The organism is Mesorhizobium sp. M0184, from assembly GCF_040322215.1.
In the GTDB taxonomy this organism is placed as follows: domain Bacteria; phylum Pseudomonadota; class Alphaproteobacteria; order Rhizobiales; family Rhizobiaceae; genus Mesorhizobium.
This window is the reverse complement of sequence record NZ_JAMYSZ010000012.1, coordinates 20,545-37,018: the sequence shown is the minus strand read 5'-3', so window position 1 is coordinate 37,018 and position 16,474 is coordinate 20,545. Positions and strand designations below refer to the sequence as shown.

16 protein-coding genes are annotated in these 16,474 nt (G+C 63.1%); 8 read left to right on the top strand and 8 right to left on the bottom strand.

Annotated elements, in window-relative coordinates; translation table 11 throughout:
* Window positions 1-10: 10 nt before the first annotated feature.
* The 3 genes from NKJ23_RS16575 to NKJ23_RS16565 are packed head-to-tail and all read right to left on the bottom strand — an operon-like array spanning window position 11 to window position 2,937.
* Window positions 11-682, bottom strand: a complete 672-nt coding sequence (locus NKJ23_RS16575) for an ABC transporter ATP-binding protein (protein WP_352681168.1) — start codon at window positions 680-682, stop codon at window positions 11-13.
* Complete coding sequence (locus tag NKJ23_RS16570; RefSeq protein ID WP_352681167.1) at window positions 679-1,920, bottom strand: ABC transporter permease; 1,242 nt, start codon at window positions 1,918-1,920, stop codon at window positions 679-681. Before NKJ23_RS16570 ends, NKJ23_RS16575 begins: the two co-directional genes overlap by 4 nt.
* A 6-nt stretch (window positions 1,921-1,926) precedes the next feature.
* Complete coding sequence (locus NKJ23_RS16565) at window positions 1,927-2,937, bottom strand: efflux RND transporter periplasmic adaptor subunit (protein ID WP_502897767.1); 1,011 nt, start codon at window positions 2,935-2,937, stop codon at window positions 1,927-1,929.
* A gap of 136 nt (window positions 2,938-3,073) precedes the next feature.
* Here NKJ23_RS16565 and NKJ23_RS16560 point away from each other — a divergent pair, with 136 nt between their 5' ends.
* The 3 genes from NKJ23_RS16560 to NKJ23_RS16550 all read left to right on the top strand — a co-directional run bounded on the left by NKJ23_RS16560 (window position 3,074) and on the right by NKJ23_RS16550 (window position 5,838).
* Entirely contained in the window at window positions 3,074-3,766 is a 693-nt protein-coding gene (locus NKJ23_RS16560) for a TetR/AcrR family transcriptional regulator (protein ID WP_352681166.1), read from the top strand.
* A 27-nt stretch (window positions 3,767-3,793) separates the two neighbouring features.
* A complete protein-coding gene (locus NKJ23_RS16555) occupies window positions 3,794-4,186 on the top strand; it encodes an MmcQ/YjbR family DNA-binding protein (RefSeq protein ID WP_352474256.1) in 393 nt (130 codons plus the stop codon).
* Window positions 4,187-4,380: 194 nt separating this feature from the next.
* On the top strand, window positions 4,381-5,838 hold the full coding sequence (locus NKJ23_RS16550) for an NCS1 family nucleobase:cation symporter-1 (RefSeq protein ID WP_352681165.1): 1,458 nt from the start codon (window positions 4,381-4,383) through the stop codon (window positions 5,836-5,838).
* 30 nt (window positions 5,839-5,868) lie between these two features.
* On the opposite strand, the gene NKJ23_RS16545 is transcribed toward NKJ23_RS16550, so the two are convergent.
* From NKJ23_RS16545 to tpiA, 5 genes are all read right to left on the bottom strand, one after another.
* Window positions 5,869-6,408, bottom strand: a complete 540-nt coding sequence (locus tag NKJ23_RS16545) for a DUF1697 domain-containing protein (protein WP_352448840.1) — start codon at window positions 6,406-6,408, stop codon at window positions 5,869-5,871.
* 11 nt (window positions 6,409-6,419) lie between these two features.
* Window positions 6,420-8,048 (bottom strand): CTP synthase, encoded by a 1,629-nt coding sequence (pyrG, locus tag NKJ23_RS16540; RefSeq protein ID WP_352681164.1) that lies wholly within the window; start codon window positions 8,046-8,048, stop codon window positions 6,420-6,422.
* Between the two features lie 148 nt (window positions 8,049-8,196).
* Window positions 8,197-9,318: a L,D-transpeptidase gene (locus tag NKJ23_RS16535; protein WP_352448838.1), complete on the bottom strand. Its 1,122-nt coding sequence runs from the start codon at window positions 9,316-9,318 to the stop codon at window positions 8,197-8,199.
* 199 nt (window positions 9,319-9,517) lie between these two features.
* Window positions 9,518-9,970: a preprotein translocase subunit SecG gene (gene secG / locus NKJ23_RS16530; protein WP_254817294.1), complete on the bottom strand. Its 453-nt coding sequence runs from the start codon at window positions 9,968-9,970 to the stop codon at window positions 9,518-9,520.
* Between the two features lie 163 nt (window positions 9,971-10,133).
* Window positions 10,134-10,901 carry a triose-phosphate isomerase gene (gene tpiA, locus NKJ23_RS16525; protein WP_352681162.1) on the bottom strand — a complete coding sequence of 256 codons (768 nt, stop codon included), beginning with the start codon at window positions 10,899-10,901 and terminating at the stop codon, window positions 10,134-10,136.
* 142 nt (window positions 10,902-11,043) lie between these two features.
* Here tpiA and NKJ23_RS16520 point away from each other — a divergent pair, with 142 nt between their 5' ends.
* The 5 genes from NKJ23_RS16520 to NKJ23_RS16500 are packed head-to-tail and all read left to right on the top strand — an operon-like array spanning window position 11,044 to window position 16,474.
* Entirely contained in the window at window positions 11,044-12,936 is a 1,893-nt protein-coding gene (locus tag NKJ23_RS16520) for a SurA N-terminal domain-containing protein (RefSeq protein ID WP_352681160.1), read from the top strand.
* On the top strand, window positions 12,933-13,943 hold the full coding sequence (trpD, locus tag NKJ23_RS16515; RefSeq protein ID WP_352681158.1) for an anthranilate phosphoribosyltransferase: 1,011 nt from the start codon (window positions 12,933-12,935) through the stop codon (window positions 13,941-13,943). Before NKJ23_RS16520 ends, trpD begins: the two co-directional genes overlap by 4 nt.
* Window positions 13,944-13,947: 4 nt before the next feature.
* Window positions 13,948-14,760 (top strand): indole-3-glycerol phosphate synthase TrpC, encoded by an 813-nt coding sequence (trpC, locus tag NKJ23_RS16510; protein WP_352681155.1) that lies wholly within the window; start codon window positions 13,948-13,950, stop codon window positions 14,758-14,760.
* Window positions 14,761-14,762: 2 nt separating this feature from the next.
* A complete protein-coding gene (gene moaC / locus NKJ23_RS16505) occupies window positions 14,763-15,269 on the top strand; it encodes a cyclic pyranopterin monophosphate synthase MoaC (protein ID WP_352681152.1) in 507 nt (168 codons plus the stop codon).
* The gene (locus NKJ23_RS16500) at window positions 15,269-16,474 is read left to right on the top strand and encodes a molybdopterin molybdotransferase MoeA (protein WP_352681150.1); all 1,206 of its coding nucleotides are present in this window, start codon (window positions 15,269-15,271) and stop codon (window positions 16,472-16,474) included. The genes moaC and NKJ23_RS16500 overlap by 1 nt, the downstream gene beginning before the upstream one ends.

Below are 16,474 nucleotides of genomic sequence, written 5' to 3'. Positions count from 1 at the left end.
GTGGCCCGGTTCAGCTGATCTTCCCGTCCACCATGTGAATGCGGCGATCCATGCGCGCCGCCATGTCCAGGTCATGCGTGACTGCCACGACCGTCTTGCCGCGTTCGCGCACCAGATTCTCCAGGATTGTGAACACCTGCTCGGAGCTCTTGCTGTCGAGGCTCCCCGTCGGCTCATCGGCGAGGATAAGCGGCGGGTCGTTGGCGAGCGAACGTGCCACCGCGACGCGCTGACGCTGGCCTCCCGAAAGCTGGTCCGGCCGCTTGTCGAGATGTTCGCCGAGCCCCAGCGATGACAGCAACTCGCCAGCCCGTTCGCGCATCACGGGTCGGGCCAGCCGACCAAGCTTGCGCATTGGAATTTCTACATTTTCGCGCGCCGTGAATTCCGGCAGAAGGAAATGAAACTGGAAGACGAAGCCCAGCGTCGAAAGCCGTGTCTGCGCCCGCTCCCTTTCATTCATAGGCTCGCTATCGCGTCCGCCTATCCTCAAGGTCCCGCCTGTCGGCCGGTCGAGCAACCCAAGCAGATAGAGCAGCGAGGACTTACCGGAGCCGGAGGGACCGGTCACGGCGACGAATTCGTTGTCGTTGATCGTGAGCGTGATGTCCTTGACCAGCGTAACGGGGACCGTCTCTGGCAAGATGCGGGTCAGTCTCTCGGTCTCGATGAGTGCGCTCATGTCGCGCCTCTTATTATGTCGACCGGATTCAGGCGCGCTGCACGGCGCGCCGGCAGGTAGCCAGCCACCGCCGCCGAGCCCAGTGCGAAGGCCGAGGCGATGATATAGTGGGTCAGGCTCCAGGCTATCGGCAGCCGGGTCATCTCCTGGCCGGTCGCGGCGATCTCGAAACGCACCAGCGACAGTGCATAGGTCATGGAGAAGCCAAGCAGCCCGCCGAGAGCGGAACCGGCAGCGCCGATCACCAGGCCTTCGAGCAGAAAGAGCCGGCGCATGTCGGACTCTGGGAAGCCGAGCGATTTCATGATGGCGATGTCGCGCGCCTTCTCATGCGTGATGGTGGAGATGATGTTGTAGATGCCGAAGCCAGCAACCAGCATGATCGCGCCGACCACCGTGTACATGATGACGTTGCGCACAACGAGCGCTTCGAGAATCGATTCGTTGGCTTCTTGCCACGCCACGGCCTTGTAGCCCAGTTCAGCCTCGGCACGGCGCGCCACCGCTGGGGCGCGATTTGGATCGTCCAGCTTGATGCGTATCTCGTTGATGGCGTTTGGCCGCGCTGAGAGAATCTGCGCGTTCTTCAAAAGCACATAAGCTTCGCCTTCGTCGCGCGCGGTGGTGCCGGTGTGGAAAAGGCCGGCGATCTTGAAATTGCGCGTCAGCCCTTCCGAGGAGACCGCCGTTATCGTATCGCCGAACCCGGCACCGAGCCGGCTCGCCATCGTGTTGCCGATCAGCACGTTGTTGCCGCCCGCGGCAAGTGCCGAAAAGCTGCCTTCGACGAACTCTCCGACGATCGGTGAAACGCCGGTCTCGCGCTGCGGATCGACCCCGATGATAGCTGCGCCCACTTCGCGGCTGGAATACCGGATCACGCCCTGCGTCTTGAGGCTTGCTGCGAACCGGCCGGGAATCCAGCTCTCCAGCCAGGAGGTCGCGGCGGTCGGGTTGATGATGCCGCGCCGATCGTCGCGTGGCCGGAGCCCCGAGATGGCGGCGGTCTCGAAGTAGTCCTCGGCCGGCTGCCGGCGGGCGGTGCGCTGCTCGTCGGTGATGTCGACATGCGGCATCGTGTCGACGAGCTGCCTGACGAAATCGTCCTGCCCGCCCTGCATCAGCGCCGCCATGGCGATGGAGAAGCCGACACCGACCGCAACGCCGACTATGGCGACCAACGTCTGGCGGCCGCGGCCGGCGATATGCGTTACGGCAATGTCGACGATCAGCGCCATCGTTGCCTATCTCTCCTGCGCGGCGGCGATGCTCACGCGCCCCCCGTCGCCGAGGTCGGCGGGATAGGGCGAGACGATGCTGACCTTCTCGTCGATGCCTGACTGTACTTCGACGCCATTGGTGCCGCGAATGCCCGTTCGGATTTCACGCCGCCAGGCCTTGTCGCCTTCGACTACGAACACCTTGTTCCCATCCACCGCAACCGACGGGATCAACAGCGCATTTTTCGAAACGCGGATGACGATGTTCACGTCGGTCGACATGCCTATACGAAGCGGCGTATTGTCCGGCAGGCGGAAGCGGACGCGATAGGTCTTCGTCACCGGATCGCCCTTGGGCGTGATGCTGTCGACCACCGCTTCCAGATTCTGCCGAGGGAACGCATCGGATTTAAGCAGCGCGCGCTGGCCGATCTCGACCCGTGGAATGTCCTCCTCGTTGACCTCGGCGACCACCAGCAGCGGCTTCGGCTCGCCGACCCAGAACAACACGGCGCCGAGTTCGGCGATCTCACCGACCTCGCCGTCCTGCCTGAGCACGATACCGGCGCTCGGCGCTCGTAAGACGTAGGTGTCGAGCCGCGCTTTCTGTCCGGCAACCAGCGCTTCGATCTGGCCAAGCTCGCTTTGCGCGCGATCGAGCGCCTGCTGGCTTGCCGCACGCCTTTCGGCAAGCACGGTCAGCCTCCGGAGCTCTTCCTGGGCAAGTGCTTGACGCGCTTCGATCTCGCCAAGCACGGCCCGGGCCTCGCTGTCGTCGAGCTTGGCGAGCACATCGCCTTGTGCCACCCTCGACCCCTCGCAATTACACTGCTCGACGATCCTCTCGCGGACAACGGGAGTCACCTTGGCCCAGGTTCGCGGCTCGACCGAGCCACTCGCGTAAACGATCTCGGCCGCGTCGCCGCGTTGTGGCGTCACGACCGAAACCTTGGCCGGCTGCAACACATACCAAGCGCCGAAAGCAGCGGTCGCCGCGACAAGAACGATGCCGACAGTCCAACGTATCCGTCGCAAGAAGCTCTCCTTCCACCATCGAATGCGAACGTCGGAGCGGTGGCAGACATAGCATTAGACCGACCGTCGGTCTATAAAAGTTGCATAAAGAAACGGTTCGTGCTCCTCTTGCCCCCTGTACTTTGTGAGGTCGATTTTGCCCCGAGTGATAAAGCCGCCGGAGATACGATCCGCCGAGCTCCTCGACTGTGCCCAGCGGCTTTTCTTCGAGCATGGCTACGACAACACGACGGTGAACGACATCATCCGCGAGGCCGGCTTGTCGAAGGGTGCGTTCTATCACTATTTCGCGTCGAAGGAGGCCCTGCTGGAGGCGCTCGCCAGACGTCTCGCACGTGACAGCCTTGCCGAGCTGCAACCCCTCCTCGACGACCCGTCACTCGATGGGATTGGCCGGCTCAATGCACTCTTTGCCGGCTCGCGACGGCTGAACATCGAGCTTGCCCCGCAATTGCGAAAAACGTTCTTCGTCGTATTCCGGCCCGAGAACCTTGCCCTCTTCCATCGGGTCGACCAGGCGGCCAGGGAACTGGCCGAGCCGATAATCACAAATCTGCTCAGGAGGGGAAGCGAGGAAGGCAATCTCGACGTGCCCGACCCGGAAGCTTTTGCCGAGATGTTCCTGCAACTCCGGCTGACCTTTCGGGACGTGATGCACCGCGCCCTGCTACAGGCCGATCAGGGCAATATCGACGAAGCAGCGCGGCTGCTCGAGGACCGATTGCGGCTCTACGGCATCGCAATCGACCGGCTTTTGAAGTTGCCCGATGGAACGATAGAAGCCGTGCAGCCCGGTTTTGCCCGGGCTTTTCTCGAAGCCGGACCGTAAGCCGCTGACAGCGATGGAGGAGAGTTGATGAGTAGGAAATCGCGTGCTTCGACCGATGCTGTTCTCAAGGAACTGCGCGCCTTCGGCCTCACCTATCCGGGCGCCGAGACAAAGAGTCCGTGGCCTGGTCACGACGATCTCGCGGTGAAAGGCAAGACCTTTGCTTATTTGAGCCTTGAAGGCGAACCGTTCAGCATCTCTCTCAAACTCCCCTACAGCGGCGACGAGGCGAGAAAGCTCCACTATGCGTCGCCGACGGAGTACGGCCTTGGCAAGAGCGGATGGGTGACGTTCGAACCAGCACCGGACGAACTGCCACCGATGGGACAACTGAAGTCATGGCTCGATGAGAGTTATCGCGCACAAGCGCCCAAAAAGCTTGCCGCCCTGATCACGCACAAGGTGGACTCTGGAGCTTAGGTCGAGCGATCGGTGTCACCCCACCGAATCGCCGGCGCTAGAAGCTCAACGACGCCACGCCGATAAGGGCGTTTCTCATTGAATGACTTTAAGCCCAAAGCCGGCAAATCGTCTGCCTGCCGGTTCCCCTGCGTCAGGCTTAACCTGCGTGCCATGCGTGGAGGCGCGTGCGGTTGCAAGGGGAGGACATAGCAATGACAATACAAGGCGCATCACCGGACCTGTACAATGAGGATCTCGCTCCGGCGAAGGTTCGAAACTGGGGACCGTTCTCGATCTTCAACGTCTGGACGTCGGACGTCCACAGCCTGTGGGGCTACTATCTCGCTGCCAGCCTGTTCCTGTTCTGCGGCGGCTTCGTCAACTTCATCATCGCCATCGGTATCGGTTCGCTGATCATCTATGCGTTGATGAACATGGTCGGCTATGCCGGCGTGAAGACCGGGGTGCCCTACCCGGTCCTGGCGCGTGCCTCCTTCGGCATCTGGGGCGCCAACATACCGGCGCTGGTGCGCGCCATCGTCGCCTGCTTCTGGTACGGCGCGCAGACGGCGGCCGCCTCCGGGGCGATCGTAGCCCTGCTGATCCGCTCGCAATGGTTCGCCGACTTCAACCAGAGCACACATTTCCTCGGCCACTCCGGGCTCGAGGTGATCTGTTTCGTCATCATCTGGGCGCTGCAGCTCCTGATCATTCAGAAAGGCATGGAAACGGTGCGCCGCTTCCAGGATTGGGCCGGACCGGCGGTGTGGGTGATGATGCTGATCCTGGCGATCTATCTTTGCATCAAGGCAGGCACCTTCGCTTTCACCAGCGACATCCCGATGGATGTGCTGCTGGAAAAGACAAAGGACGCGGGCGTGCCGGGCACGCCGGGCTCCTGGACCTCGCTGTTTGCGGTGGCCGCGATCTGGGTGACCTATTTCTCCGCGCTCTATCTCAACTTCTGCGATTTCGCGCGCTACGCCCCGGACAAGGCATCGCTGCGCAAGGGCAACATCTGGGGCCTGCCGGTCAATCTTATCCTGTTCTCGCTGGTCGCCGGCGTCACCACGATCGCCGCCTTCGACGTCTATGGCGAAGTGCTGCTGCATCCCGACCAGATTTCGGCGAAATTCGACAGCTGGTTCCTGGCGGCGCTCGCAGCCCTGACCTTTGCGGTGGCGACGCTCGGCATCAATGTGGTGGCGAACTTCGTGTCGCCGGCCTTCGACTTCTCCAATGTCTTTCCACGCCAGATCGACTTCAAGAAGGGCGGCTACATCGCGGCGCTGATCGCGCTGGTGCTCTATCCCTTCGCGCCCTGGGAAGGCAGTGCCGCCTCCTTCGTCAACATCATTGGCGCAACGATGGGGCCGATCTTCGGCGTGATGATGGTCGACTACTATCTGATCCGGAAGGGCGAGGTCGACGTCGATGCGCTCTACAGGGAGAATGGCGAATTCCGCTTCCAGGGCGGCTGGCATGTCAATGCCTTCATCGCCGCCGGTATCGGCGCGGTCTTCTCCTCGATCCTGCCCAACTTCACCAGCCTGCTGCCGTCCTGGTGGGGCGTCTATGGCTGGTTTTTCGGCGTGGCAATTGCCGGCGTCATCTATTACGTGCTGCGCACGATGGCACTCGGTGCCGGAGCTAGGATAGCCAAGGCCTGAACGGAGTCGGGGCGGCGCGAGCCGCCCCGTTCATTCTGCGATCATTTCGGCCAGGCGGCGCACGGTATTCCAGTTGCGCGAGGTGCCGATGCCGAGACGTTTGTGGCTCACCGCCGCAAGCAGCCGCGAACTCGGCATCTCGCGGGAAAAGACGATCCAGATGTCGCCGCCGACAATCCGCAGCTTCTCGTCCTTGCCGGCATATGCCTCAAGCGCCGCGGCGGTCTCGGCGGGAACGGGCGCTCGCATCACGCGCACCGCCACCTGGTCCGCGGTCTCAGCCGATTCAGCTGGGAACGGATTGCCGGCCGCCAGCCTTAGCCAGCCGTCGTCGCGGCGCACGATGATGTCGACGTGGCGGCCGAACGTCTTTGCGAACGCCGCCTCCAGCCGCTGCTCCAATGCCGCAAGTTCTGTTTCTTGCGCCTCGAAGACCAGATTGCCGGTCGCTACCAGCGTGCGCGGGTTATTCAGACCCAGGCCTTCGGCCATCGCCTTCAGATCGGACATGACGACCCGCCGCCCCTCGCCCAGGACAATGCTGTAGAGCAGCGCGACGTAAGTTTGCATGGGCGGCTAGTCTAGACCAGCCGCGACTGCTCTACCGCCGCCTCGATGAAGCTGGCAAACAGCGGGTGCGGATCGAGCGGCCGGCTTTTCAACTCGGGATGGTACTGCACGCCGATGAACCAGGGGTGGTCGGGATATTCGACCGTTTCCGGCAGCACGCCGTCCGGCGACATGCCGGCAAACACCAGGCCGCAATCCTCGAGCCGCTCCTTGTAGTCGACATTGACCTCGTAGCGGTGGCGATGGCGTTCGGAAATCTGGGTATCGCCATAGATCTCGGCGATCTTCGATCCTTTGGCGAGGTCGGCCTGGTAGGCACCGAGCCGCATGGTACCACCAAGGTCGCCGGTTTCCCTGCGCTTTTCCAGCATGTTGCCCTTCAGCCATTCAGTCATCAAGCCGACGACCGGCTCCTCGGTTGGACCGAACTCGGTCGATGATGCGTGCTCGACGCTGGCCAGCGAACGCGCCGCCTCGATGCAGGCCATCTGCATGCCGAAGCAGATGCCGAAATACGGCACCTTGCGCTCGCGCGCGAACTTCGCCGCCAGGATCTTGCCCTCCGAGCCGCGCTCGCCAAAACCGCCGGGGACGAGAATGCCATGGACCTTCTCCAGCCACGGCGCCGGGTCTTCCTTCTCGAATATCTCGCTTTCGATCCAGTCGAGCTTGACCTTGACCCGGTTGGCGAGGCCACCATGCGACAGCGCCTCGATCAGCGATTTGTAGGCGTCCTTGAGGCCGGTATATTTGCCGACGACGGCAATGGTCACTTCGCCTTCCGGATTGTGGATGCGGTTGGACACCGCTTGCCACCGTTCCATGCGCGGCTTCGGCGCCGGATCGATGCCGAAGGCCGCCAGCACTTCCGAATCCAGCCCTTCATTGTGATAGGCCATCGGCACGTCGTAGATATGCGGGACGTCGAGCGCCTGGATGACGGCGCTTTCGCGGACATTGCAGAACAGCGACAGCTTTCTGCGCTCTTCCTTGGGGATCGGCCGGTCGGCGCGGACCAGCAGTATGTCGGGTGCAATGCCGATGCCGCGCAACTCCTTGACCGAATGCTGCGTCGGCTTGGTCTTCAGTTCGCCTGCCGTCGGAATGTAAGGCATCAAGGTCAGGTGGACGTAGACGGCGTTGTTGCGCGGCAGGTCGTTGCCGAGCTGGCGGATCGCCTCCAGGAACGGCATCGCTTCGATGTCGCCGACGGTGCCGCCGATCTCGCACAGCACGAAATCGTAGTCGTCATTGCCGTTGAGGACGAAATTCTTGATCTCGTCGGTGACGTGCGGAATGACCTGCACGGTAGCGCCGAGATAGTCGCCGCGCCGCTCGCGCTCGATGATGTTCTTATAGATCCGGCCGGTGGTGATGTTGTCTTGCTGGTTGGCCGAGCGGCCGGTGAAGCGCTCATAATGGCCAAGATCGAGATCGGTCTCGGCCCCGTCATCGGTCACGAAGACTTCGCCGTGCTGATAGGGCGACATCGTGCCGGGATCGACATTGAGATAGGGATCGAGCTTTTTGATGCGTGCGCGATAGCCCCGCGCCTGCAAGAGAGCCCCAAGGGCCGCTGCAGCAATGCCTTTTCCAAGTGAGGAAACCACGCCGCCTGTGATGAATACATATCGCGCCATGGGAGTCATCGCTTAACGCGGCCGAATTGATTCCGCCAGAGAAAAAACCGCCGCGAAGGCTTTTTCCCAAGAAGGCGCTCTGGTCGTTGGCGTATCAAAACAAAAGGGCCGGCGAGGCCGGCCCTTTTTGGCACGATCTGTCAAAGCGTCAGATGATGACGACTTTGGTGCCTACTTTCACCCGGCGGTAAAGGTCCATGACGTGCTCGTTGATCATGCGGAAGCAGCCATTGGAGGCGCTGGTTCCGATCGACTGCGGCGCGATGGTGCCGTGAATGCGCAGGTGGGTATCTTTCTTGCCGTCGTAAAGATAGATGGCGCGCGCACCGAGCGGATTGTCGCCGCCGCCGGGCATGCCGTCCTTGTACTGGCCATAGTGCTTGGGTTCGCGCTTTTGCATATCCAGCGTCGGAATCCAGCGCGGCCATTCCTGCTTGTCCCCGACGGCAACCGTACCCTTGAACTGCAGGCCTTCCCGGCCGACCGCGATGGCATAACGGCGGGCGGTTGACGATGATTCGACGAGGTAGAGACGACGGGCGCTGGTATCGATGACGATGGTGCCGGGGTTGTAGCCGGTGAATTCGACCTCCTGCGGCACGAATTCCGCCTTGACCTTGAACTGCCGCTTGGCCTGCTTCCTTTCGAGCGCGGCGTCGAGCGCGCGTGTTTCCGGAAGCAGCGACATCGACGAAGAGGATGTGCCGCCGAACAGTCCCGCGAACAGCCCGACGCTCTGCGGCTTCTGCCCGACCGGTTCGCTGCGCAACTCGCCATTGTTGCCGGTCAGCGCAACGTTCATGGCCTCGGCCGGGATCGGCTCGGCCGACTGGATCGGCGCAATGGGCGTAATCGGTTCGATGATGTTGACGGTCTTCTTCTTGGCCGGCGTGGCGTCAGCCACCTTGGCCGTTGCGAGCGGCTGGCTCTTCTTGGCAAGGAACGCCTGCCGTTCCGCATCGGCTTTGGCTTTCGCCGCCTCGCGCATCGCCAGCTTCCTGGCTTCGAGTGCCTTGGCGCGAGCGGCTTCCTTGTCGGCTGCGATCTTGGCTTCGATCTTGCGGATCTGCGCAAGGTCGTCCGGCGTCGGATCTTTCTTCTTCTTGAGAAGCTTCAATTGCGCTGCATCGCTTTTGGCAGCGACCTTGACGACGTCGGTTGTTGTTGCGGCTTTGTGGGCCGAGTTTGCCGTCGGCATGGCCGCGTAAGCGGGCGCACCTAGGCTGAGCACGGCACAAAGGCCGGCAAAAATGAAGCTGCGAAGCTGCATGGGGAAGATCCGATCGTTCAATGCTTGTTGCCTACGGCGTCGCCCGGCGCCCCCCAAGGACGCCGAGAATGCCGCGTGCAACGTATAATCGATTAGCCGGAAGCGCCTCAAGCGTGAGGCGCAGTCGAATCTTCGTGATCGTGCGGCATTTGCCGCGACTGTGTTCAAACGACAACAGATCGCGGCATAAGTTGCCCTATTACTGGTTGGGAACCTGCGGCGTGGCCGGCGCGGTGGCGCCGTTTGTCGCTGGCGGCGTCGCCGGAGCGGTTGCCGGCGGCGTCGTTGCCGCGCCATTGCCGGACGGCGGGGTCGGCGCCGTGGTGCCCGAAGGCGGCGTCGGCGTCGTGGTTCCAGGCAATTGGTTGAGTACGCCCTTGCCTGCTCCGTCCGAGGTCGCCGGCACGCGATCGAGAATGTCGATCGGCTTCTCGCCATAGCGCGCAACGATCGACAGTGTCAGCGAAGTGACGAAGAAAGCGGCAGCCAGGATCGCTGTCGCCCGCGTCAGCGCATTGGCGGCGCCACGCGCGGTCATGAAGCCCGATCCGCCGCCGATGCCGAGGCCGCCGCCTTCGGAGCGCTGCAGCAGCACCACGCCGACAAGCGCGAGCACGACCATGAGGTGGACGACGATCAGTACGGTTTCCATAATTTACCCTGGCAAGGCCTTGTGCGGCCGCTGATTTGGAGGCGGCTCAATACAATGCTTTGACGGCATTTCCAAGCCCGTGGCCGGAATATGGGAAGCAATGCGTCCTTTGCAACGATTTCGGCGCCGGCCGTCCGTTCAAATGCAGCAAGCAGCCCTTGTATCAAGCGATGTTTCGATAGGCTTCCGCGATGCCGAGGAAGTCCGCCGCCTTTAGGCTGGCGCCGCCGACTAGCGCGCCATCGACATTCCTGACGCCGAGCAACTCGACGGCGTTGGACGGCTTGACCGAGCCGCCGTAGAGAATGCGCATCTTGGCCGCCGTATTGCCGAGCTTCCGTGCCAGTTCTTCGCGGATATGCGCATGTGCCTCGGCGACGTCGGCGGCGGTCGGGGTCAAGCCGGTCCCAATCGCCCATATTGGCTCATAGGCAATGACGGTGTTGGAAGCCGTGGCGTTTGGCGGGACCGAGCCAGCGACCTGGCGCGACAGCACGTCGAGCGTGGCTCCTGCTTCTCGTTCGGCTCTTGTCTCACCAATGCAGATGATGGCCACCAGCCCGGCGCGCCATGCGGCGGAGGCCTTGGCCTGGACCAAGGCATCGTCCTCCTTGCGATCGGCGCGGCATTCGGAATGGCCGACGATGACATGGCTGGCACCTGCATCCTTCAGCATCTCGGCCGAAATGCAGCCGGTATAGGCGCCGCTTTCCTCGGTGTGGCAATCCTCTCCGCCGGCCCGCACCGGCGTGCGCGACAGAATCTCGGCGGCGTGCGCAAGCAAGGTCGCCGGCACGCAGACCACCGCTTCGGTCTCGGCGTCGAGCCCACTCATGAAGCCGTTGCCGATCATCCTGATCTCGTTGAGCGAGGCGCTAGTGCCGTTCATTTTCCAGTTGCCAGCGACGAGCGGGCGGATTCCAGGCGTCATGGGATTTGTTTCTCCGGGCAATTTCCAGCTGGCCCTCACTATCAAAATCAGGCCACAAAGCAATCGACAGTGGGCAGGAAGGGCGCTATTGCGCTTGTTTCAGACTCGGCGCATGCGAAATGCGCAAAAATCGGAAGTACTCATGCTTGGTATGTTGAGAAGCGCGGCGGGGACCTGGGTCGCTAAACTGCTGCTGTCATTGTTGGTGTTGAGCTTCGCCGTCTGGGGCATCTCGGGCCGCCTGATGGGCGGTCTTGCCGGCCATGATGCCGTGATCACGGCCGGAGGCACCAAGGTCTCGATCAACGAATACCGCCTCGCCTACGATCGCCAGCTCAGCGTCATGTCGCAGCAATTCGGCCAGCGCATCAGCCGTGAGCAAGCGACGGCGCTCGGCATCGACAACCAGGTGCTGGCGCAACTCGTGTCGGGCGCTGTCCTCGACGAGCAGGCCCGCAAGCTCGGACTCGGCCTGTCAAAGGACCGGCTCGCCGAACTGACGCGTGAAGACCCGGCGTTCAAAGGGCCTGCCGGAAGCTTCGACAGGAGAACCTTCGAGTACCTGCTTCGGCAGATCGGCATGCGGCCGGAAGACTATTTGAAGAACCGCGCCCAGGTCGCGGTCCGCCAGCAGATCGTCGAGGCGGTTTCGGACGGCCTCAAGGCCCCGGATACATTCTTCAAGGCGGTCGCGCTCTATCGCGGCGAAGATCGCACCATCGACTACCTGACCTTGCCGAAATCGCTTGTCGAGCCGATAGAAGCGCCGTCCGACAGCGCGCTTTCGGCCTATTTCGAGGAAAACAAGAAAACCTACGCTGCGCCCGAATACCGCAAGTTCTTCTATGTCAGGCTCGAACCGGAAGACATCATGGATTTGAGCGCGGTGACCGACCAACAGGCCAGCGACGACTACAATAAGAACAAGGCGCGCTACACCACGCCGGAGATGCGCACCATCGAGCAGCTTGTGTTCAAGACACCTGATGCCGCAAAGGCGGCGCTCGATTCGCTCAGGACCGGCGCGACCTTCGACAAGATCGTCGCTGCCGAAGGCAAGACGCCGGCCGACACGCTGCTCGGCACGCTGGCCAAGGACAAGATCGCCGACAAGGCGGTCGCCGACGCTGCTTTCAAGCTCAACGTCAATGAGGTCAGCCCGGTCGTACAAGGAGCATTTGGTCCCGTTCTGCTGCGCGTCACCGAGATCAAGCCCGAAGTGGTGAAGCCGCTGGCCGAAGTATCCGAGCAGATCCGCAAGGACCTGGCACTGGGCGAGGCAAGCCGCATCTTGCTGGACGTGCACGACAATTACGAGGATACGCGCGCCTCGGGCAGTTCGCTCGCCGAGGCAGCCGCCAAATTGAAGCTGAAGGTCGTCACCATCGATGCCATCGACCGCACCGGCCAACGGCCGGATGGAAGCATCGTCAAAGACCTGCCGGAATCGCCGGCACTCATCAAGGCGGTGTTCGAATCCGAACCCGGAACCGACAATGAAGGCCTCACCACCGCCGATAACGGCTTCGTCTTCTACGACGTGAGCGCGATCACGCCTGCCCGCGACCGCACATTGGACGAAGTCCACCAGAAGGTCGTGGCCGACTGGACCGCGGCGGAGACCACCAAACGGCTCACCGCAAAAGCACAGGAGCTCGAGAAGCGTCTCAAGGCTGGCGCCACGCTCGAGGTGATCGCCGGTGAGCTCAAGCTCGAAAAGCAGACCAAGCGCGGCGTCAAACGCGATGCTGACGACGTCGATTTCGGCAAGGAAGGCGCCGCCGCGATGTTCGGCGTCGGCGAAGGCGGCACCGGGCTGATCCCCTCGCCCACGGGCGACGGACAGATCCTGTTCAAGGTTGCCGAGGTATTCGAGCCCGCCGGGGCCGACGCCAGCTCAGTACCCGAGGACGCACAGAAGTCCTTCACATCCGGCATGTCCGACGACCTGCTCGACCAGTTGGTAGCGCAGTTGCAGACGCAATATGACGTCCGCATCGATCAGACGGCCGTAACCCAAGCCCTGGCCAGATGAGCGCGCTGAAGATCCACATCGCCAAGGTCGCCGCCGGCAGCGCTCTTTCTTTCGAGGAGGCGCGCGAGGCCTTCGACATTATCATGTCGGGCGATGCTACCCCCGGCCAGATCGGCGGCTTCTTGATGGCATTGCGCGTGCGCGGTGAGACCGTCAGCGAGATCGCCGGCGCCGTCGCCACCATGCGCGCCAAGATGCTGCGTGTCGAAGCCCCCGAGGGCGCCATCGACATTGTCGGCACCGGCGGCGACAATTCGCACAGCGTTAACATTTCGACCGCATCCGCTTTCGTCATCGCCGGCAGCGGCGTGCCCGTCGCCAAGCACGGCAATCGCGGACTGTCCTCGCTGACCGGCGCCGCCGATGTGCTGATCGCATTGGGCGTCAAGATCGACATCCCTCCGGAGACGATCGGCCGCTGCATCCACGAGGCCGGCGTTGGCTTCATGTTCGCGCCGGCGCATCACCCGGCGATGAAGCATGTCGGCCCGACCCGGGTCGAGCTCGGAACCCGCACCATCTTCAACCTGCTGGGCCCGCTTTCCAATCCGGCGAGTGTCAGACGGCAGATGGTCGGCGTGTTCCTGCCCGAATGGATCATGCCGGTGGCAGAAACGTTGAAGGAACTTGGTGCCGACCATGCCTGGATCGTCCATGGCGACGGCTATGACGAGATCACCACCACCGGCGAGACACTTGTCGCCGAACTGGCCGGCGGCGAGATCCGCAGCTTTACGCTGACCCCGGAAGCCGTCGGACTGAAGCGGCACAGCAAGGACGAGTTGCGCGGCGGCGACGCCGCCCACAACGCCCAGGCACTGCGCGACATGCTGGGCGGCGCAGCCGGCGCCTTTCGCGATACGGTGCTGATGAATGCCGGCGCCGGGCTGGTGGTGGCCGGCAAAGCGACGACCCTCGCCGACGGCATGGTAACGGCGGCGCAGGCCATCGACAGCGGCCGCTCGCTGAAAGTGCTCGACAGGCTGATCGAGATTTCGAACGGTTAAAACCATGTCCGACATCCTGCGCAAGATCGAGGCTTACAAGCGCGACGAGATCACGGCGGCCAAGGCGCGCGTGCCGCTCGCCGAGATCAAGGCACGGGCGACGGATGCCGACGCGCCGCGCGGCTTTCTTTCCGCCCTTGAAGCAAAGCGCAAATCCGGCAGGTTCGCGCTGATTGCCGAAATCAAGAAGGCTAGCCCATCCAAAGGCCTGATCCGCGCCGATTTCGATCCGCCGACGCTGGCCAGGGCCTATGCGAAGGGCGGTGCCGCCTGCCTTTCGGTGCTGACCGACGCACCCTCCTTCCAAGGCGCGCCCGAATTCCTCACCACTGCGCGCGCTGTCGTCGAGCTGCCTGCATTGCGCAAGGATTTCCTGTTCGACCCCTATCAGGTCTACGAGGCCAGGGCATGGGGCGCCGATGCCATCCTGATCATCATGGCCAGCGTCGACGACGCGTTGGCAAGAGAACTCGAAGCGACAGCGTTCGGGCTCGGCATGGACGCGCTGGTCGAAGTGCATGACGAGGCTGAAATGGAACGCGCGCTGCAGCTGTCGTCGCGGCTGATCGGAATCAACAACCGCAATCTCCGGACCTTCGAAACCAGCCTACAGACCTCGGAGCGGCTGGTAGCGATGGTGCAGGCCGACCGCCATCTGGTCAGCGAGAGCGGTATCTTTTCGCACGACGATTGCCGCCGGCTGGAGCAGAGCGGCATTGCGACTTTCCTGGTCGGCGAGAGCCTGATGCGCCAGCAGGACGTGGCCGCGGCAACGCGCATGCTGTTGACGGGCAAGGCGCCGGCAGAGGTAGTTTGAGGATGGCGGCCACCCTCACCCATCTTGGCGCGCAGGGCGAAGCCAACATGGTCGATGTCGGCGACAAGGCTGAGACGGTGCGCACGGCAGTCGCAGAAGGTTTTGTCGCGATGCGGCCCGAGACGCTGGACATGATCCTCGCCGGCGACGCCAAGAAGGGCGACGTGCTGGGCACCGCGCGCATTGCCGGCATCATGGCGGCCAAGAAGACGCATGAACTGATCCCGCTTTGCCATCCGCTGCTGCTAACCAGGATATCTGTCGATATCGAGGCGGACGCCGCGCTGCCCGGCCTGAAGGTGACAGCATTGACCCGCGTCACCGGCAAGACCGGCGTTGAGATGGAGGCTCTGAGTGCCGTCTCGGTCGCTTGCCTGACCATCTACGACATGGCCAAGGCGGTCGACCGCGCCATGGTCATCTCCGGCATCAGGCTGGTTGAAAAGACCGGCGGCAAATCCGGCGACTACAAGATCACCGGAGACGGGGCCACCGAGGCAGGCCGATAATGGCGCTGGTCCCAGTTGCCGAGGCGCTCGAGCGCCTGCTGGACGGCGCAGCAGCGCTGCCGGGCGAACGCGTCGCACTGCTGGATGCCGCCGACCGCGTGCTGGCGGAGCCGGTTGTGGCGCTCCGCACCCAGCCGCCGTTCAACGCCTCCGCCATGGACGGCTATGCCGTGCGGGCGGCCGATATCGCGTCCGTACCGGCAAAGCTTTCGGTGGTCGGCATGGCGCCGGCCGGACGCGGCTTTGCCGGAACGGTGCAGCAGCGGCAGGCCGTGCGCATCTTTACCGGCGCGCCGCTTCCCGAAGGCGCCGACACTATCGTCATCCAGGAGAACGTCCGCGATCTCGGTGGCGGCAGCGTCGAAGTGACGGAACCGACGGTGCAGGGGCGCAACATCCGCCGCCTCGGGCTCGATTTCGCCAAGAGCGATGTCCTGCTGCCCAAAGGCCGCCTGCTCGACCCGGCGGCCTTGTCGCTGGCGGCATCGGCCAATCACCCCGAGGTGCGCGTGGTCAAACGGCCGCTGGTCGCCATCATCGCCACCGGCGACGAATTGCTGCCGCCGGGCAGCGATCTTGGCCCCGACCAGATCATCTCCTCCAACGCCTATGGTGTCGCCGCTGCCGCACAGTCGGTCGGTGCGCGCGCGCTCGACCTTGGCATCGCGCCGGACCGCAGGGAGGCGATCGCTGCGCTGGTTGAAAAAGCCGTGAAGGCTGGCGCGAACGTCATCGTCACGCTGGGCGGTGCCTCGGTCGGTGACCACGACTTCGTTCATGACGTGCTGACCGGGCAAGGCATGACGCTCGATTTCTGGAAGATCGCCATGCGGCCGGGCAAGCCACTGATGTTCGGGCGGCTGGGAGACATTCGCTGCATCGGCCTGCCCGGCAATCCGGTGGCAAGCCTGGTCTGCACTCAGCTCTTCCTGAAGCCGCTGCTGGCGCGGCTCGGCGGCCGCGCCTTTCAGCAGGATATACGTCGGGCACGGCTCGGTGCTGCCATGCCGGCCAACGATCTCAGGCAAGATTATGTGCGGGCTGTTGTCATAGATGACGCCGGTACGCTCGTGGCGACGCCGTTCGGCATCCAGGACTCCTCGATGCTGAAAATGCTGGCCGATGCCAACGGGCTGATCGTTCGCGCGCCGTTCTCACCTGCCGCAGCGGCGGGCTCCCCCTGCGACGTGCTGATGTTACGCTGA

Excerpts from the sequence above, each read along its gene's own strand:
- trpC (WP_352681155.1), top strand. The coding sequence starts at position 13,948 with ATGTCCGACATCCTGCGCAAGATCGAGGCTTACAAGCGCGACGAGATC.
- NKJ23_RS16555 (WP_352474256.1), top strand. The coding sequence starts at position 3,794 with ATGAGTAGGAAATCGCGTGCTTCGACCGATGCTGTTCTCAAGGAACTG.
- moaC (WP_352681152.1), top strand. The coding sequence starts at position 14,763 with ATGGCGGCCACCCTCACCCATCTTGGCGCGCAGGGCGAAGCCAACATG.
- NKJ23_RS16570 (WP_352681167.1), bottom strand. The coding sequence starts at position 1,920 with ATGGCGCTGATCGTCGACATTGCCGTAACGCATATCGCCGGCCGCGGC.
- NKJ23_RS16535 (WP_352448838.1), bottom strand. The coding sequence starts at position 9,318 with ATGCAGCTTCGCAGCTTCATTTTTGCCGGCCTTTGTGCCGTGCTCAGC.
- pyrG (WP_352681164.1), bottom strand. The coding sequence starts at position 8,048 with ATGGCGCGATATGTATTCATCACAGGCGGCGTGGTTTCCTCACTTGGA.
- tpiA (WP_352681162.1), bottom strand. The coding sequence starts at position 10,901 with ATGACGCCTGGAATCCGCCCGCTCGTCGCTGGCAACTGGAAAATGAAC.
- trpD (WP_352681158.1), top strand. The coding sequence starts at position 12,933 with ATGAGCGCGCTGAAGATCCACATCGCCAAGGTCGCCGCCGGCAGCGCT.
- NKJ23_RS16500 (WP_352681150.1), top strand. The coding sequence starts at position 15,269 with ATGGCGCTGGTCCCAGTTGCCGAGGCGCTCGAGCGCCTGCTGGACGGC.
- NKJ23_RS16575 (WP_352681168.1), bottom strand. The coding sequence starts at position 682 with ATGAGCGCACTCATCGAGACCGAGAGACTGACCCGCATCTTGCCAGAG.
- NKJ23_RS16520 (WP_352681160.1), top strand. The coding sequence starts at position 11,044 with ATGCTTGGTATGTTGAGAAGCGCGGCGGGGACCTGGGTCGCTAAACTG.
- NKJ23_RS16545 (WP_352448840.1), bottom strand. The coding sequence starts at position 6,408 with ATGCAAACTTACGTCGCGCTGCTCTACAGCATTGTCCTGGGCGAGGGG.
- secG (WP_254817294.1), bottom strand. The coding sequence starts at position 9,970 with ATGGAAACCGTACTGATCGTCGTCCACCTCATGGTCGTGCTCGCGCTT.
- NKJ23_RS16550 (WP_352681165.1), top strand. The coding sequence starts at position 4,381 with ATGACAATACAAGGCGCATCACCGGACCTGTACAATGAGGATCTCGCT.